Annotated in this window: 15 protein-coding genes and 1 pseudogene; 14 read left to right on the top strand and 2 right to left on the bottom strand. The window is 53.5% G+C overall.

Translation table 11 applies throughout. The features are described 5' to 3' along the window. Positions 1-22: 22 nt before the first annotated feature. The 7 genes from ACAW75_RS13380 (at position 23) to uvrA (ending at position 8,566) form a co-directional block, all read left to right on the top strand. Entirely contained in the window at positions 23-526 is a 504-nt protein-coding gene (locus ACAW75_RS13380; protein ID WP_370729231.1) for a hypothetical protein, read from the top strand. A 161-nt stretch (positions 527-687) separates the two neighbouring features. Continuing rightward, a complete protein-coding gene (locus ACAW75_RS13385) occupies positions 688-1,173 on the top strand; it encodes a hypothetical protein (protein WP_370729232.1) in 486 nt (161 codons plus the stop codon). Between the two features lie 85 nt (positions 1,174-1,258). Then, positions 1,259-2,218, top strand: a complete 960-nt coding sequence (gene rsmH / locus ACAW75_RS13390) for a 16S rRNA (cytosine(1402)-N(4))-methyltransferase RsmH (protein WP_370729233.1) — start codon at positions 1,259-1,261, stop codon at positions 2,216-2,218. 67 nt (positions 2,219-2,285) lie between these two features. Then, positions 2,286-2,675: an FtsL-like putative cell division protein gene (locus ACAW75_RS13395; RefSeq protein WP_370729234.1), complete on the top strand. Its 390-nt coding sequence runs from the start codon at positions 2,286-2,288 to the stop codon at positions 2,673-2,675. 89 nt (positions 2,676-2,764) lie between these two features. Further along, positions 2,765-4,906, top strand: a complete 2,142-nt coding sequence (locus ACAW75_RS13400; RefSeq protein WP_370729235.1) for a PASTA domain-containing penicillin-binding protein — start codon at positions 2,765-2,767, stop codon at positions 4,904-4,906. 46 nt (positions 4,907-4,952) lie between these two features. After that, positions 4,953-5,567 carry a DUF1684 domain-containing protein gene (locus ACAW75_RS13405; protein ID WP_370729236.1) on the top strand — a complete coding sequence of 205 codons (615 nt, stop codon included), beginning with the start codon at positions 4,953-4,955 and terminating at the stop codon, positions 5,565-5,567. Between the two features lie 143 nt (positions 5,568-5,710). Further along, positions 5,711-8,566: an excinuclease ABC subunit UvrA gene (gene uvrA, locus ACAW75_RS13410; protein WP_370729295.1), complete on the top strand. Its 2,856-nt coding sequence runs from the start codon at positions 5,711-5,713 to the stop codon at positions 8,564-8,566. A gap of 95 nt (positions 8,567-8,661) precedes the next feature. Here uvrA and ACAW75_RS13415 read toward each other — a convergent pair whose 3' ends face one another. Both ACAW75_RS13415 and ACAW75_RS13420 read right to left on the bottom strand, forming a co-directional pair. After that, entirely contained in the window at positions 8,662-9,081 is a 420-nt protein-coding gene (locus tag ACAW75_RS13415) for a hypothetical protein (RefSeq protein WP_370729237.1), read from the bottom strand. Positions 9,082-9,118: 37 nt separating this feature from the next. Beyond that, entirely contained in the window at positions 9,119-10,285 is a 1,167-nt protein-coding gene (locus tag ACAW75_RS13420; protein WP_370729238.1) for a hypothetical protein, read from the bottom strand. Positions 10,286-10,584: 299 nt separating this feature from the next. Between ACAW75_RS13420 and ACAW75_RS13425 the strand changes: the two are divergent. The 7 genes and pseudogenes from ACAW75_RS13425 to ACAW75_RS13455 all read left to right on the top strand — a co-directional run. Further along, a pseudogene (locus tag ACAW75_RS13425) lies at positions 10,585-10,782 on the top strand (hypothetical protein); the annotation flags it as partial. Between the two features lie 100 nt (positions 10,783-10,882). Further along, positions 10,883-11,227, top strand: a complete 345-nt coding sequence (locus ACAW75_RS13430; protein WP_370729239.1) for a DUF6922 domain-containing protein — start codon at positions 10,883-10,885, stop codon at positions 11,225-11,227. Further along, on the top strand, positions 11,182-11,811 hold the full coding sequence (locus ACAW75_RS13435; RefSeq protein WP_370729240.1) for a nucleotidyl transferase AbiEii/AbiGii toxin family protein: 630 nt from the start codon (positions 11,182-11,184) through the stop codon (positions 11,809-11,811). Before ACAW75_RS13430 ends, ACAW75_RS13435 begins: the two co-directional genes overlap by 46 nt. A 138-nt stretch (positions 11,812-11,949) precedes the next feature. Then, the gene (locus ACAW75_RS13440) at positions 11,950-12,585 is read left to right on the top strand and encodes a Cj0371 family chemotaxis-regulating polar lipoprotein (RefSeq protein ID WP_370729241.1); all 636 of its coding nucleotides are present in this window, start codon (positions 11,950-11,952) and stop codon (positions 12,583-12,585) included. Between the two features lie 114 nt (positions 12,586-12,699). After that, positions 12,700-13,866, top strand: a complete 1,167-nt coding sequence (locus tag ACAW75_RS13445) for a glutathionylspermidine synthase family protein (RefSeq protein WP_370729242.1) — start codon at positions 12,700-12,702, stop codon at positions 13,864-13,866. Positions 13,867-13,990: 124 nt separating this feature from the next. Next, entirely contained in the window at positions 13,991-14,482 is a 492-nt protein-coding gene (locus ACAW75_RS13450; protein ID WP_370729243.1) for a VOC family protein, read from the top strand. A 124-nt stretch (positions 14,483-14,606) separates the two neighbouring features. Beyond that, on the top strand, positions 14,607-15,125 hold the full coding sequence (locus tag ACAW75_RS13455; RefSeq protein WP_370729244.1) for a YdeI/OmpD-associated family protein: 519 nt from the start codon (positions 14,607-14,609) through the stop codon (positions 15,123-15,125). Positions 15,126-15,199: the final 74 nt, after the last annotated feature.

A 15,199-nucleotide genomic window follows, 5' to 3' on the forward strand; every position in this document is an offset into this window, starting at 1 on the left:
ATTCAACAAAACTACGGTCACCATGAAAGCGTCCTTACTTCTGCTCCTTGCCCTGCTTACCGGTTGTGTATCGTTCAACAGCAACATAGACCGGGCGGCCATTCCTGACTTTACGCGCCTGCTGGTCGTTTCCAAGCTACCCAACATGCGGGTCGACTACCTGAACATGTTCCTCAACTCGTTTCCGCGCAACTATGAAGTGTGTGTGGTGGCGGCCGGGCCGCTGGCTTTTGGCAACCCCGACAGCCTGGTCAGGAAGGAATTGGCGGCTTGCAAAAGCCAGGTTGTGCTAACGATTAACCCGTATCGGAACTACACAACGGGCTCGGGCGAATACATTCGGTCTACCGACGAAGTACTGCTGGAGATGACAGACATGACTACGCAGAAATCATTCTGGAAAGCCATTGCGCAGGCTCCCGGCGGCGTTGTGCCCAGCGCCGAACAAATCGTAAGGCAATTACGTGCTGATCGAATCATATCGGGCGAGGTCCCGTACGTACGCGAGATGACCAGTGGCAACTGAGCGTGCCTGTGTGTCGGTACGTTCCCAGCGATGAGCGGCCGGAGCCAGGGCCTATTCCTGGTGACATTTAACGGGTTGTTCATCGCTATTTCATTGACCGTTAATGGATTGAAAGCCGCATTAACGGTGCTTTGCCTGTCACAATAACTTTATTGCAGCTCATGAAAACGTTGGTTTACTGCCTGTCGATAAGCCTGTTGGCTAGTTGCGTCTCTTTTCAGAGCAATACCAACGGCACACCGCCTGACTTTACCCGCATCCTGGTCGTGTCAAAGCTGACTCGGACTTCGCCCCATTACCTGGATCAGTATGTACGGGCGTTTCCGGCCAACTATTCCGTCTGCACCGTCGATGCGGGGCCATTAGCGTTCGGGAATGTCGATTCACTGATCCGGGCGAAAAGCAGGGCGTGTACCAGTGAGGTCATGTTGACCCTGCATCTCGGACAAAGCAGCCTGATCAGTCAGGGAAAGTATGCTGCCAGTGTGAATGATGTGGTGCTTGAACTGGAAACGCTTCCCGATCATACCCCTTTCTGGAAGGGCCTAACCTCAATTCAATCCTTCAGGCAGGATGCGTTAGACCCGCGCGTAGTGGTGCGGAAGCTGAAAGAAGACAACATAATTTCAAGCAATATTCAGCCGTAACAATACGGATTGGGCTGGTTGGGTGAGTGGGTTTTGTTAAGTTTGTGTAAGGCTTTTCCAACGAGCCACCTTAACCCCACGCCCTATGACTACCGAGTACCATAATCCCGTTATGCTGGCCGAGTGCATCGACGGCCTCGCCCTGAAACCGGGTGGCGTCTACGTCGATGTGACGTTCGGGGGCGGCGGGCACAGTCGGGCTATGCTCAACGCGATGGTGCCCGATGCAAAAGGAAACGCGGGCCGATTACTGGTGTTCGATCAGGACCCGGACGCCCGCGCCAATGCCGCCGCCATCGACGATCCGCGACTCACCTTTATCGCCGCCAATTTCCGGAACCTGAAACGGTACCTGCGCCTCTACGGGGTGCGGCAGGTCGACGGTATCCTGGCCGATCTGGGTATTTCGTCGCACCAGATCGACACGCCCGAACGCGGCTTTTCCACCCGCTTTGACGCCGATCTCGACATGCGGATGAACCAGCAGGGCGACCTCACCGCCCGCCAGGTAGTGAACACGTACCCGGAAACAGAACTGCACCGTATTCTGGGTATGTACGGCGAACTGACCAACGCCCGCACCGCCGCCGCTGCACTGGTATCGGGCCGCGCCAACCAGTCGATCCAGACCATCAACGACTTGAAAGACGCATTAAAGCGCTGTGCGCCAAGGGGGAAAGAAAACAAGTATTTCGCGCAGGTGTTTCAGGCGCTGCGCATTGAAGTGAACGACGAGCTGAAGGTGCTGGAAGAGTTTCTGGAGCAAACGCCCGACGTACTGGTTCCCGGTGGCCGACTGGTGGTGATGAGTTATCATTCGCTGGAAGACCGGCTGGTGAAGAACTTCATCAACAAAGGCAAGTTCTCGGGCGAGGTAGAGAAAGACCTCTACGGCAACGAGATAAAGCCCCTGCAGTCCGTCACGCGCAAACCCATTGAAGCCAGCGCCGACGAAGTAGCCCATAACCCACGGGCCAGAAGCGCAAAACTGAGAATAGCAGAGAGAGGGGAGGAAGGAGGAAGGGGAGAACGGAGGAAAGGGTAGCTCCGCCAGGCTCCCCTTCCTCCCTTTCCTCCTTTCCTCCCTTTCCTCCCTTTCCTCCCCCCTTCCCATGGCCCTTAACACCTTCAAGCACCAGCCGCCGGTGAAACCAACGCGGCGTAAACGGAAGCCCAACCGCATTGCCATCTGGATCAATGAGGTTATGGGTTTCGACCGGCTATTCGGGTCAGACAACGCCTGGCCTATTCGGAACATCAACCGTATTCTGTGGGTCACGTTGCTGCTGGTATTGTATATCGGCCTGAACCACAACGCCGAACGGCTCGTCCGCCGGATTCACCGCACCCGCACCGATGTAGATGAGCTACGTGCCCAGGCCACGACGCTGGAGGCCGACCTGGCCCGCAGCAGCAAGCAATCGGAGCTCAGCAAACGTGTTTTGGCCGACAGCTTACTGGATAGCCAAAGCCCACCCACGAAACTGATTGTCAACGAATAAAACAGTTTGCTGTTTACAGTTGCTTCGCCAGGGCACGTACTGCTCGCTAGCGGAGCAACTGTAAACAGCAAACAGCAAACTCCTTTCCCATGAACATCAAAGAAGAATTCCTCATCCGGTCGCGGCACGCCTTCTATTTTCTGGTGTTGCTGGGCGTAGCCATTATCGGTCGACTGGTGTATATGCAATATTTCGCCACGTTTAAAAAGAAGGGCGAAACGACAGCCAAGTACTGGAACGAACGAATAGAAGGCTTCCAGATTCGACAGGATACCCTGCGGGCTAAACGGGGCGACATTTACGCCCGCGATGGCAGCCTGTTGGCCACGTCTCTGCCAACGTATGAAGTGGGTATCGATCCGCGTGTGGCTAAAGAGGGCTATTTCAATAGTAAGGTCGATTCGCTGGGTATGCTGCTGTCAGGTTTGTTTCGGGATAAATCGGCCAACGAGTATACAGGACTGGTTCGGGCGGCACGGCAAAGTGGCCGGAAATATTTGCTGCTGAACCGCCGGCGTATTTCGTTTCAGGAACGGCAAAAAATGCTGACCTGGCCCTTTTTTCGGTCAACAAAAAAATTGTCGGCTCGGGGGGGTGGCTTACGGGCCTACTACGAACGCTATCACCCGTATGGTCAGATGGCGCTTAGAACCGTTGGCGATCTGAACCCGAAAAATAGGCAGGGGCAAATGGGTCTTGAAGCTTCCTTCCAGTCGGTACTGGCCGGAAAGAATGCCGTTGGCCTGGTAGAAATTCTGGCAGGCGGCGTGAAAAAACCGGTCGACGACGGCCCCGACATGAAGCCCGAGCCCGGGCTCGACCTGCATACGACACTTGACGTCAACTTTCAGGATATTGCCGAAACGGCCTTAAAAAACGCGCTGGATAAGTACAATGCCGATAAAGGCTGCGTGATTGTGATGGACGTACAGACGGGCGAAATTCGGGCACTGGCCAACCTGACCCGGCAAGGCGATGGGTACGTTGAAAACTTCAACCACGCCCTGGCCGGCCGCACCGACCCCGGCAGCACGTTCAAGCTGGCCACCATGATGGCCTTGCTGGAGGAAAAGGCGATCTACCCCGGTAAGATGATCCACACCGGCGACCGCGCTGTTCGGTATCACGGCGTTGACGTGGCCGACTCGAAGGGTGGCGCCTCGGGCAGTATTACGGCGCAACAGGTCTTTGAAAAGTCGTCGAACGTGGGGATTCACCTGATGATGCAGAGCTATTTCTACGCCCGCCCCGATTTATACTGCCAGTACCTGCGTCGGTTCCACCTGAACCGGCCAACGGGTATTCATATGAAAGGCGAAGCGCCGCCCGTGATGCGCAACCCCGACATGAAAGGCTGGAGCAAAACGTCGCTCACATTTATGTCGTACGGCTACGAAATGCAGCTCACGCCGCTACAGATGCTCACGTTCTATAATGCCGTGGCCAACGACGGGCGCTGGGTACGTCCGATGCTGGTGAAACAGGTGAAACTGGCCGGTGAGGTTGTGGAAGAAACAGAACCGTATGTATCACCGAATCCGATTGCCAAACCAGAAACGATTCGGTTGGTGAAGAAGATGCTCGAGGGGGTTGTGACCCACGGCACGGCCCGTAACATTCAAAATCCGCATTATTCAATTGGCGGCAAAACAGGCACGGCGCAGAAGATCGTGAATGGCCTGTACCAGAAAGGCCGCTACTACACCTCGTTCATCGGTTATTTCCCCGCCGATAAACCAAAGTACAGCGTGCTCACCATGGTCGACAATCCGCATGGCGAGAACGTCAATCTGCTTTATGCAGGTAGTGTGTCGGCTCCTGTATTCAAGGAGGTGGCCGATCGCATCTATGCGTACGACATCGATATTCACGCGCCTATGCGGATGCGCAAGACCACGGCATCTCGTCCGCAGGGAGCCATGCTGGCCAGCGCTGGTTACGCCGATGAGTTGCACACAATTGGTTCTGAACTGAACATTGACAGTCAGCCCGCCGCCGAAGGCTGGGTACGTCGTACGGAAGGCGGCTCGTGGCGAAGCCTGCCTGTCCGGAAAGACCGTGTGCCCGACGTGCGGGGCTTACCTTTACGCGACGCCCTGCCGCTACTCGAAAACCGGGGCCTCCACGTCATTGCGCAGGGGCGTGGTAAAGTAATCGGCCAGTCGCTGGAACCCGGCCAGGCATTGGCCAATAACCGCCAAATTGCCCTGACGCTCCAGAGCAGTGAATAGCTTTGCTTCTGTTGTAGTGTATTGCTTAAAAACTGACAACGTACCTATGCGCTTCCATTTCCTCTTTCTTTTTGCTCTGCTTAGCTTGCCGGGTATGGCCCAAACGGCGTTCGATCAGCAGATTGAGGACCATCGCGAGCACTATAAGGCTGAGTTTCTGAGCACGAAAAGCAGCCCGCTGCCATCGCAGGAAGCGGTATCGTTACTTCGTTTTTACCCGGCCGATTCCGCTTATCGGGTCACAGCTACCGTAACGCGTACGCCCGGCTCTGCCCCGGTCGATTTTCCTACGTCGATGGCCAACAGAACCGCTAGCGAAGCGCCGTATGCTACCCTATCGTTTACCATCAACGGTAAACCCTGCCGGTTAACGGTGTACAGGAGCCTGGGCCTGGCAAACAACCCCATGTATCGCGATTACCTCTTTCTGCCGTTTACCGATGCAACCACCGGGCAGGAGACCTATGGCGGCGGGCGGTATCTCGACCTTCGGACCGGCCAGATTCAGAACGGAACGCTCGTGCTCGATTTCAACAAAGCGTATAATCCGTATTGCGCTTATAAATCGGGCTATGCCTGCCCGATTCCACCAGCCGCCAACCGCCTGGCCGTAGCGATCAAGGCCGGCGAACGGACCTACGGCGGCGCGCACCAGGATTAACCCGGTACAAATAAAATTCGCCGGAAACTCCCCTTTCCGATTGGGTGTTGATCTTAGGAATAGCCCTATTGCTTTGGGCCAATGAGCAACACGTGACGCAGGAACAACAAACGACCCATACTACGCCAGTAGCCGAGCCATCGATCCCCTCTGATCGCTCGTCGCTTACCGACGTACAATTAACCGGCTATGAGCAGATCGACGTGCTCGGCGCCCGCGAACATAACCTCAAAAACATCGACGTTTCCATTCCCCGAAACAAGCTGGTTGTCGTAACGGGCATCAGCGGATCGGGCAAATCGTCGCTGGCGTTTGATACCATCTACGCCGAAGGACAGCGGCGCTATATGGAAAGCTTTTCGGCCTATGCCCGCTCGTTTCTGGGCGATATGGAACGGCCCGACGTCGACAAGATCAACGGCCTGAGCCCGGTGATTTCCATCGAGCAGAAAACGACGTCGAAAAACCCCCGCTCAACGGTGGGCACCACTACCGAAATCTTCGACTTTCTGCGGCTGCTCTACGCCCGTGCGGGTGAAGCGTATTCGTATGTGACGGGCCGGAAGATGGTTCGGCAATCGCAGGACCAGATCGTGGATACGTTGCTGGATCAGTACGCCAACAAGAAAACGACCCTGCTGGCTCCGGTGGTGCGCGGCCGGAAAGGGCACTACCGCGAGCTGTTTGTGCAGATCGCCAAGCTCGGCTACACCAAAGTGCGGGTCGACGGCGCGGTGCAGGATATTGTGCCCAAAATGCAGGTCGACCGGTATAAGGTCCACGACATTGAGATTGTGATCGACCGCCTGATTCCAACGGCAGAAGACCGGTTCCGATTGAGCCAGTCAGTAGCTACGGCGTTGAAGCAGGGGAAAGGCGCCATCCAGGTGCTCGATTATCAGGATAAGCTGCACTACTTCTCGCAAAACCTGATGGACCCCGAGTCGGGCATCAGTTATGACGAGCCATCGCCCAACTCCTTTTCGTTCAACTCGCCCTACGGCTGGTGCCCCGTTTGTCAGGGCCTTGGTGTGGTGGAAGAGATCACCGAAGAATCCGTTATTCCAGACAAGTCGCTGAGCATTAGCCGGGGAGCCATTGCACCACTGGGCGAATACCGCGAACTGTGGTTTTTCAAGGAAGTGGAGGTCATCCTGAAAAAATACAAGATGAACCTGACCACCCCGGTCAGCAAATACCCACCCGAGTTGCTGCACGTACTGATGCACGGTACGGAGGAGGAAGCGGCGGTTCCGTCGAAAAAACATCCGGGGGAAGATTACTACAATTTCAAGTTCGAGGGCATTGTCAACTTCCTGAAACGGCAGCAGGAAACGGGTTCTGAGAAGATTCAGGAATGGCTGCGCGATTTTCTGGTGGTCAACACCTGCCCGGAGTGTAACGGGGCCCGTCTGAAAAAAGAGTCGCAATATTTCCGGGTCGCCGAGAAGAACATCTCCGAACTGGCTAACATGGACATTGCCGAGCTGGCCGAGTGGTTCGTTGACGTGGAGAGCCGCATGACCGACCGGCAGAACACGATTGCCAAAGAGATTCTGAAAGAAATTCGCAAGCGTATCGGCTTCCTGGTCGACATTGGCCTGGATTACCTGACGCTGAACCGCTCGCTGAAAACACTGTCGGGCGGCGAAGCGCAACGCATCCGGCTGGCTACGCAGATCGGTACGCAACTCGTTGGCGTGCTGTACATTATGGATGAGCCAAGCATTGGCCTCCACCAGCGCGACAACGTAAAACTCATCGAGTCACTGAAAAACCTGCGCGATCTGGGCAACACCGTACTGGTCGTTGAGCATGACAAAGACATGATGCTCGAGTCGGACTATATTCTCGACATCGGTCCCGGCGCGGGTCGGCATGGCGGGCAGGTGGTCAGCTACGGAACGCCCAGCGAGTTCATTCAGAAAGGTGGTACCACGGCCAATTACCTGAGCGGCCGGACCAACATCAACGTACCTGCTGAACGGCGCAAAGGCAGCGGCAAATTCCTGATCATCAAAGGCGCAACGGGTAATAACCTGAAGAACGCCACGTTGAAACTGCCGCTGGGTCGCATGATCAGCATTACGGGCGTGTCGGGTAGTGGTAAATCGTCGCTCATTCACGACACGCTGTTTCCGGTGCTGAACCGGCATTTCTACAAGTCGAAGCGCGAGCCGATGCCACATAAGAGCGTGGAGGGGCTGGAGTTTCTGGATAAAGTGATCGAGGTGGATCAGTCACCGATTGGCCGTACCCCGCGCTCGAATCCGGCTACCTATACGGGTATGTTCTCGGAGATCCGCACGTTGTTTGCCGAGCTGTCGGAAGCCAAAATCCGGGGCTATAAACCGGGACGTTTCTCGTTCAACGTGAAAGGCGGACGCTGCGAAGACTGCGAAGGCGCGGGCATGAAGAAGATCGAAATGGAGTTCCTGCCCGACGTACACGTACCCTGCGAAACCTGCAAAGGCAAACGCTTCAACCGCGAAACGCTGGAGGTACGGTTCAAAGGCAAATCCATCGCCGACGTGCTCGACATGACCGTTGAGCAGGCCCTGGAGTTCTTCCAGAGCCACCCAAAAATCCTGCGCAAAGTACAGACCCTCAACGACGTAGGCCTCGGCTATATCACGCTCGGCCAACACGCCACGACCCTTTCGGGCGGGGAAGCCCAACGGGTGAAGCTGGCCGAAGAACTGTCGAAGAAGGATACGGGCAAGACGATGTATATCCTGGACGAACCTACCACGGGCCTCCACTTCCAGGACATTGCCCTGCTCCTCGGTGTGTTGCAAAAGCTCGTCGACAAAGGCAACACGGTGCTGGTGATCGAGCACAACCTCGACGTGATCAAAGTCTCTGACCACGTGATTGACCTCGGTCCCGAAGGCGGTAACAAAGGCGGCACCATCATCGCCGAAGGCACCCCCGAAAAAGTTGCCAAAACCAAAGGAAGCTACACCGGCAAGTTCCTGGCAATGGAACTTGCGGGGTAACACGGACTTCAGTCCGTAAAAAGCCTGTCAAGAGGGTTCAATAACTTTGAACCCTCTTGACAGGCTTTTTACATTCAGGCTTCCAGCGAACGTACCTATCTCGGCGACATAGCAGGTACAAGTGCCTCAAGGACGGTTGGTACAATGCCGATCATTAAAATGCCAACCAAGAATACGACCCAGCTAATCCAGACTGATTGTTTACGAGATATTGTCTCATTAACAAGTTCAGGAAACTGCATAATCTTATCAGCAAGTGGCCACATAAACAGCACGTAGGGAGTAAGCAGCAGTAATCCTCCAAGCAATACTGCCAGAAAGCTATGGTCGAAGACAGGTTTGAAGCCTAATTTATGTGACATAACAGCGACACCAACAACCAATGACATATACCAGCCAGAGAACCAGGCCACCAATCCTTGTTTTGCGTTCGAGTACACTTGGTCTTCCGAGTATCCTCGTTGACGAAAGTTGACGATAACAAAATCTCTGATTGCTAAAAGGATAAATCTCATTTTTCATTTTGGGTTATTGGTAGAAAATTATTGGCTGTTATTCCATCGCCTGAATCGTCGTTCCAACAGCTATACCAATCGACACCGCGCCTACAGCTACGGCGAATACGGGAGCGGCACCAGCAATAATTAAGCCAACACCTATAACGCCAAGTCCTGTCTGTACTGCATTCCACCCATCATCGTCCCATGTAAAGCCGTCGTCTGCCACTCCCATATATAATGCCCCTGCACTGGTTGCCAAGCTCAAAACAGCGCATGATTTTCCCATTATACTGACAACGGGGCTTAGTCCCCTGAGTTCTGCTCCGATAGCTCCAGCTATAGCTTGGGCTTTATCCACAGTAAATCCAGCCATTGAAGCGGCTAAACCTGTTGCATTTACCGCGTCTTTTATTGCTTGACTAAATACCCTTCGATCATTACTAAATCGGTTGCTCAACGCTGTAGTCATGTGAAATGAGGTAGGTGCTGAAGTACCGCCATTTACCCCACCTCCACCAAAGCTAGGATCGTAGTAAGGGCCAGTATTGACAGGCCCTCCACCTCCACCGCCACCAGATACACCACCATCTGGAATCCATATCCACTGTGTATCAGTATGCTCTGTTACTGTAACTTCCGTGCAATTAGGGCCACATGAAGAACCTGTTACAGTTTGGTATTTTACGGTTATCATTTGGTAAACCCTACGGCCACCCTTCACATCAATTTTGCTATCAACATAGTACTCGCCACTCTTGCCTTCCTCAAATTTGATTCCGTCAATAAAGCGGTCGTTCCAATCGGCTCTTACTAACCATCCAGAAAAGTTCTCACGAGTTACAGAGCCTTTCATCTGTAGCGCAACGGGGTCATAAGCGATTTGCACTAAAAAGGCATTGGTAACTCCTTTTTCTTTGACAACCACTACGCCTTCCACAAGCGGCTTAGCAAAGTATTTTGCCAGTTCCACCTTATATTCTGTTTTCTCGTCCCAATCTAATAAAACCGGTCTCTTTTCATCTTCATAAGCAATAGGCGCCCAAACAAACTCCCGTTTACCCGATTGTTTGTGTTTAACAGCCTTTTCCCATTGAGCAATTCGCTTATGGCCCCCTGTGTCCCCTGCAAGCCGAGCACCTGCTGGTCCTTTTAGGTACGTACTTTGAAACCATTTTTCGGCCTCTTCTACAGAGAGTGCTTCGCCACTATCATCAGGCATCAGGTCGGAGACTAGTTGCTTCTCACAGCCTAATACGATGAACCCGCCAGCAAAAACGGTAGCATTTTTCAGGAATTTTTTTCTGTTTATAAACAGTTGAGCTTGTAACTCAGAATTAGGGTAATTTTTATTGTGGTAAACTTCGCGACTAAAGAGTTAGTCTACTCTAATAAAATATATTTATTCTATAGAATTACTCGAAATTACGTAAAAACCCCCAACCTTGTATACTTTCTATCGGATTCAATTTGTATATCGTTAATTTAAATCCTGAAAATCAGTTTATTATCTTTAAATTCGTTGTCGACAAAGGCAATACGGTGCTGGTGATCGAACACAACCTCGACGTGATCAAAGTCTCTGACCACGTGATCGACCTCGGTCCCGAAGGCGGTAACAAAGGCGGCACCATCATCGCCGAAGGCACCCCCGAAAAAGTAGCCCAAGTCAAAGGCAGCCACACCGGCAAGTTCCTGGCTATGGAACTGGCGGGGTAAGCGTTTTTCTGTCATCCCGACGTGAGGAGGGATCGTGGCGTTCTTTCTGATAGTGCTTGGCACTTTTAACAGGAACGCCACGATCCCTCCTCACGTCGGGATGACAGAAATTCATACATTAGCAGGTAATCAGTATAAGGCGATGACAGCACATGACCGTCCCCCCATCTCGGCAACAGCTTTTTGGGATGTCGATTTCGACAGGATTGACTTTGAGAAACGACCTTTGTTCGTCATGGAAAAGGTGGCCAACTACGGCACCTGGGCTGACTTCATTGGTATGGTTCGTTTTTATGGTGCTGACCGGTTTTGCTGTGAAATTGTAAAGGCGGCCTATCTTAAGAAAGACGTACTCAATTTTTTATGCGTCGTGTTCGATTTGTCACCCCAAGACTTCACATGCTACACACGGAGACAGTCGCAAAACCTACCCTGGACTTACTAAATCGTCTCCTGGCTATTCCTGAGCTAGCCGATTTTGCGTTAGTTGGCGGAACAAATCTATCCTTACGGCTAGGGCACCGCGTTTCTGTCGATTTGGATTTATTCACACCAGAATCATTCGATTTGTTGGCAGTAAAGGATGCTATTCGTGAACGGTTCAGCGAAGCGCATGAACTTGAAGCCCGTAAACAAACCCTGCTATGCATTATTGACGGCGTTAAAGTGGACCTGATCCGTCATAACTATATTTACATAGAACCCGTCGACTTGATTGATGGCATTCGGTTGGCTTCATTACCAGACGTAATAGCGATGAAACTAGGGGCAGTAGCGGGTCGTGGTGCAAAAAAAGATTTCTGGGATATTGACCGACTGCTTAGTCGCTTCACGATCGCTGATATGATCGCATTTTACAGGCAGAAATATCCTCAAAGTAATTCTGGTCAGGTGGTGCGTTCGCTGGTCTATTTTGATGATGCGGAAGAACAGGAAAACCCAATCGATTTACAGAATACAACCTGGCCACAGGTCAAACAGCGGGTATCGACAGCCGTACAGACGTATGTGCAAGAATTGATCAACTGATCAGGTATGTTCCGCGATACCACCCACTCAACCAGTGTAACTAACGTTTGCCCAGCCCCCGGACCGCCTGCCCGAAAGCAATTGCAACCAGTACCGGCAGCTTGTAGTTTAGTATACTCAGACAGGCCCTTTACTCCTATGACGACAATCAGACAAGGCACGCTGTTGCGGCGTGTAAAAGACATAACCCTGGGCACCACGCTTACCATTGCTCTGCTCAATGGTTCGGTGCTGCTGCAAAGCTGCGGCAACAACCGGTCCGACGAAGCGGGGGGGAGCTATGGTGATGGCCCTGCCGAAGAGACCGTTACCTTCAAAAAAGGCGTTCGCTCGGTCATTACCGAAACGGCTCCCGGCGAATTCAAAATTACCGACGAGACCGAAGCTGAACCCAGCCAGTCGGGCGCGATCGTGAAGTATAAAGACGGTCACTCCGACACGCTGAGCGTAGAAGCCGCCCGGAAACTGGTGCAGAACGACCCGTCGACGAGCCAGTATTTTCATAATCCGTCGGCGTATGGGCAGCATCACTCGAATGGCCTGGCCAATGCGCTGCTTTGGGGTGGCATGGGTTATATGCTGGGTCGAAGCACGGCACCTCGCTACAACGAGCAGCGCTATAGTTCAGGCTTTTACACAAACCCAACTACATATAACCGTTCGCAGCAGTTGGGCCGAACCATTACCTCCTCACGGGTCGTAACCAGTCGCCCATCGGGTGGGCGAAGCGGATTCTTCAGCCGTGGTTTCGGCGGTCGGGGCTTTTCGGGGTAATCGTTTTTTGTCCTCTGTCTTCAGTCCTCTGTTGCGCTGCTGCATCACCATACTGGCTGAGAAGCAGCGCAACAGAGGACTGAGGACAGAGGACAAAATTTAAACTCTTTTCAGATGATTTCTCTCAAACCCCTCCCCCAATCGCCCGATGCGCAGTTGCGGCAGATTGGCTGGGACTGGATGCTAGGCACCGATACGCTGCCTTACCTCACCAATGAGGTTGTTCAACTCAACGTGCAGCAGGCCATGGGCTATGCCGAAGCCGCCAATCGACTCTTCGAAATGCTGGTTGAGGCTGGTCAGCACGTGATTGATCAGGATCGGTTTACTGAGCTGGGCATCCCCGCCAATCTGGTCGAGCTTATCCGCCACTCCTGGGACGATGACCGGAATATTCTGCTCTACGGCCGCTTCGATCTGGCGGGCGGCATCGACAAGGCACCCATCAAACTGATCGAGTTCAACGCCGATACAGCTACCTGCCTGCCCGAGACGGCGGTGGTGCAATACGCCCATTTAAAAGCCAACGGCCTCGACGAAAGTCAGCAGGTAAATGCCGTTTTTGAAGCGCTGGTGGCCCAATTTGAAGAAATCAAGGCGCAAAACGACGACCTCACGCCAACGATCTTACTCTCGGCTATGCGCGACTCGCCCGAAGACGATGCCAACGTGGCCCTGTTGGGCGAAGCCGCCCGCGAAGCCGGGTTCGACGTGGCCTTCGCCTATATCGATGAAGTCGAGTTTTCGGCTACCGAAGGGATTTATCGTTTTGAAGACGGGACGTTCACGCGGTACGATTTCTGGTTCAAACTGATACCCTGGGAATTCATCGGCCATGACGAACCCGAACTGGCCACGATCCTGACGCAACTGGTCAGGGAGCGCAAAGTAGTGATTCTGAATCCGGCCTACGCGCTGCTGTTCCAGTCGAAATACATGCTGAAGATTCTCTGGGAGTTGTTTCCCGACAACCCGCTTTTGCTCGAAACGGATAGTGAACCGCTAGCCGGCAAACCGTCGGTCGAGAAAGTCATTTTCGGGCGCGAAGGGGCCAATATTCGTATGTTCGACGCCACCGGACAGGCCACACAAACCGTTGATGGTGACTACGGTGGCCAGGACACGATTTACCAGCAATACATTGATTTTCCGCAGGATGCAGCCGGCAACCGGTACCAGGCGGGCGTCTTTTTTTCCGGTGAAGCGTGCGGGCTAGGCTTCCGCAGGGGCGGTGCTGTCATTGACAATACGGCTCAATTTGTTGGGCATATCGTTGATTAAAAGCATTTTTAAGTCGTTATGATGCAACGGGTGTGTACGCAGTAGGCATCTGTTACTTGCAGGATGTTGGTATCGACAACGTACCTGCCTAACCGCTAACTTGCTCAACGAAACAAGTCAACGCATGAAACAACGATTGACGGCCTTACTAATGCTGGTTTCGCTCATGGCGGCCGGTCAGGAGCGGCTGGGCATTCAACGATATGGCCATGTGGTGCTGCCGGTGAGATCACTGACGGTCAGTACGCCTTTTTATACCAACATACTTGGCCTGAAACCAGTGGCAGTGCCTGGTAGCATATCCAGCTCGCAGGCCTGGTTTGATGTCGGCAGCGGCCAGCAGATTCGGCTCGTTGAAGGTCGCCCGGATGCCAACCGATCAGCGGGCATGAACATAGCGCTATCGGTTAGCTCGCTACGGAAAACAGAACAACAGCTTCGCCAGCGGGGTGTGGCTGCTACCCGGCAGAACCTGCAGACAGGCGGAAAATCGTCGCTGTTTGTCTCCGATCCCGACGGATACATCTTCGAATTCAACGAAGGAAAATCTGAAGGACCCGGCTTTCTGCAATCAGCCGCCAAGTCGATCTGGCGATCGATGACAGAGGTAGACTAACGGAATCTGTGCGATACCCACGGCCGACGGCTCACCGGGGGGCTAAACCGCAGCGGTCGTGTTCGCGGCTCAGCCTTTTTGGTTTATTTTGCAGCGCTGAGTCTGTTCACCTGCGAAGCCTGCTATGTCTGTCTCGTTTAAAACAACCTTGCTGAAATTCGGCCAGAACGGCGAAAAAACGGGCTGGACCTACATCGAGGTGCCTCCCAGCTTAACGGAAACGCTCAAACCCGGCCAGCGCACCTCGTTCCGGGTGAAGGGCCTGCTCGATGCCCATCCGATCCGGCAGATTGCGCTACTTCCGATGGGCGACGGTCTGTTTATCCTGGTCGTGAACGCCACCATGCGCCGGGCTATTCGCAAGGAAGAAGGCGCATCAGTGCAGGTGACAATCGAAGCCGATGACGAGCCCTTCACCCAATCGGCCGACCTGCTGGAATGCCTGGCCGACGACCCGGCCGCGCAGGATTTCTTCGATTCGCTGGCACCGGGGCATCAGCGGTATTACACCAACTGGATCGAGAGCGCCAAAACGCCTCAGACCAAAGCGAAACGGATTGCCCAGGCGATCACTGGCTTTTCAATGGGCATGGGCTACGGCGAAATGATCCGGTATGGCAAAAAGCGGTCGCAGGAACAGTAGGTCATTCAGGAGCCGGATAAGCTGGTGTTACTGAACGGCCTTTTTCGCGTCTAAATAGCTGAACATCCAAACCA

The sequence above is a fragment of the Fibrella arboris genome (assembly GCF_041321095.1).
GTDB classification, from domain to species: domain Bacteria; phylum Bacteroidota; class Bacteroidia; order Cytophagales; family Spirosomataceae; genus Fibrella; species Fibrella arboris.

Coding starts and splice junctions, on each gene's coding strand:
- ACAW75_RS13380 (WP_370729231.1), top strand. CDS start 23: ATGAAAGCGTCCTTACTTCTGCTCCTTGCCCTGCTTACCGGTTGTGTA.
- ACAW75_RS13385 (WP_370729232.1), top strand. CDS start 688: ATGAAAACGTTGGTTTACTGCCTGTCGATAAGCCTGTTGGCTAGTTGC.
- rsmH (WP_370729233.1), top strand. CDS start 1,259: ATGACTACCGAGTACCATAATCCCGTTATGCTGGCCGAGTGCATCGAC.
- ACAW75_RS13395 (WP_370729234.1), top strand. CDS start 2,286: ATGGCCCTTAACACCTTCAAGCACCAGCCGCCGGTGAAACCAACGCGG.
- ACAW75_RS13400 (WP_370729235.1), top strand. CDS start 2,765: ATGAACATCAAAGAAGAATTCCTCATCCGGTCGCGGCACGCCTTCTAT.
- ACAW75_RS13405 (WP_370729236.1), top strand. CDS start 4,953: ATGCGCTTCCATTTCCTCTTTCTTTTTGCTCTGCTTAGCTTGCCGGGT.
- ACAW75_RS13415 (WP_370729237.1), bottom strand. CDS start 9,081: ATGAGATTTATCCTTTTAGCAATCAGAGATTTTGTTATCGTCAACTTT.
- ACAW75_RS13420 (WP_370729238.1), bottom strand. CDS start 10,285: ATGCCTGATGATAGTGGCGAAGCACTCTCTGTAGAAGAGGCCGAAAAA.
- ACAW75_RS13430 (WP_370729239.1), top strand. CDS start 10,883: ATGACAGAAATTCATACATTAGCAGGTAATCAGTATAAGGCGATGACA.
- ACAW75_RS13435 (WP_370729240.1), top strand. CDS start 11,182: ATGCTACACACGGAGACAGTCGCAAAACCTACCCTGGACTTACTAAAT.
- ACAW75_RS13440 (WP_370729241.1), top strand. CDS start 11,950: ATGACGACAATCAGACAAGGCACGCTGTTGCGGCGTGTAAAAGACATA.
- ACAW75_RS13445 (WP_370729242.1), top strand. CDS start 12,700: ATGATTTCTCTCAAACCCCTCCCCCAATCGCCCGATGCGCAGTTGCGG.
- ACAW75_RS13450 (WP_370729243.1), top strand. CDS start 13,991: ATGAAACAACGATTGACGGCCTTACTAATGCTGGTTTCGCTCATGGCG.
- ACAW75_RS13455 (WP_370729244.1), top strand. CDS start 14,607: ATGTCTGTCTCGTTTAAAACAACCTTGCTGAAATTCGGCCAGAACGGC.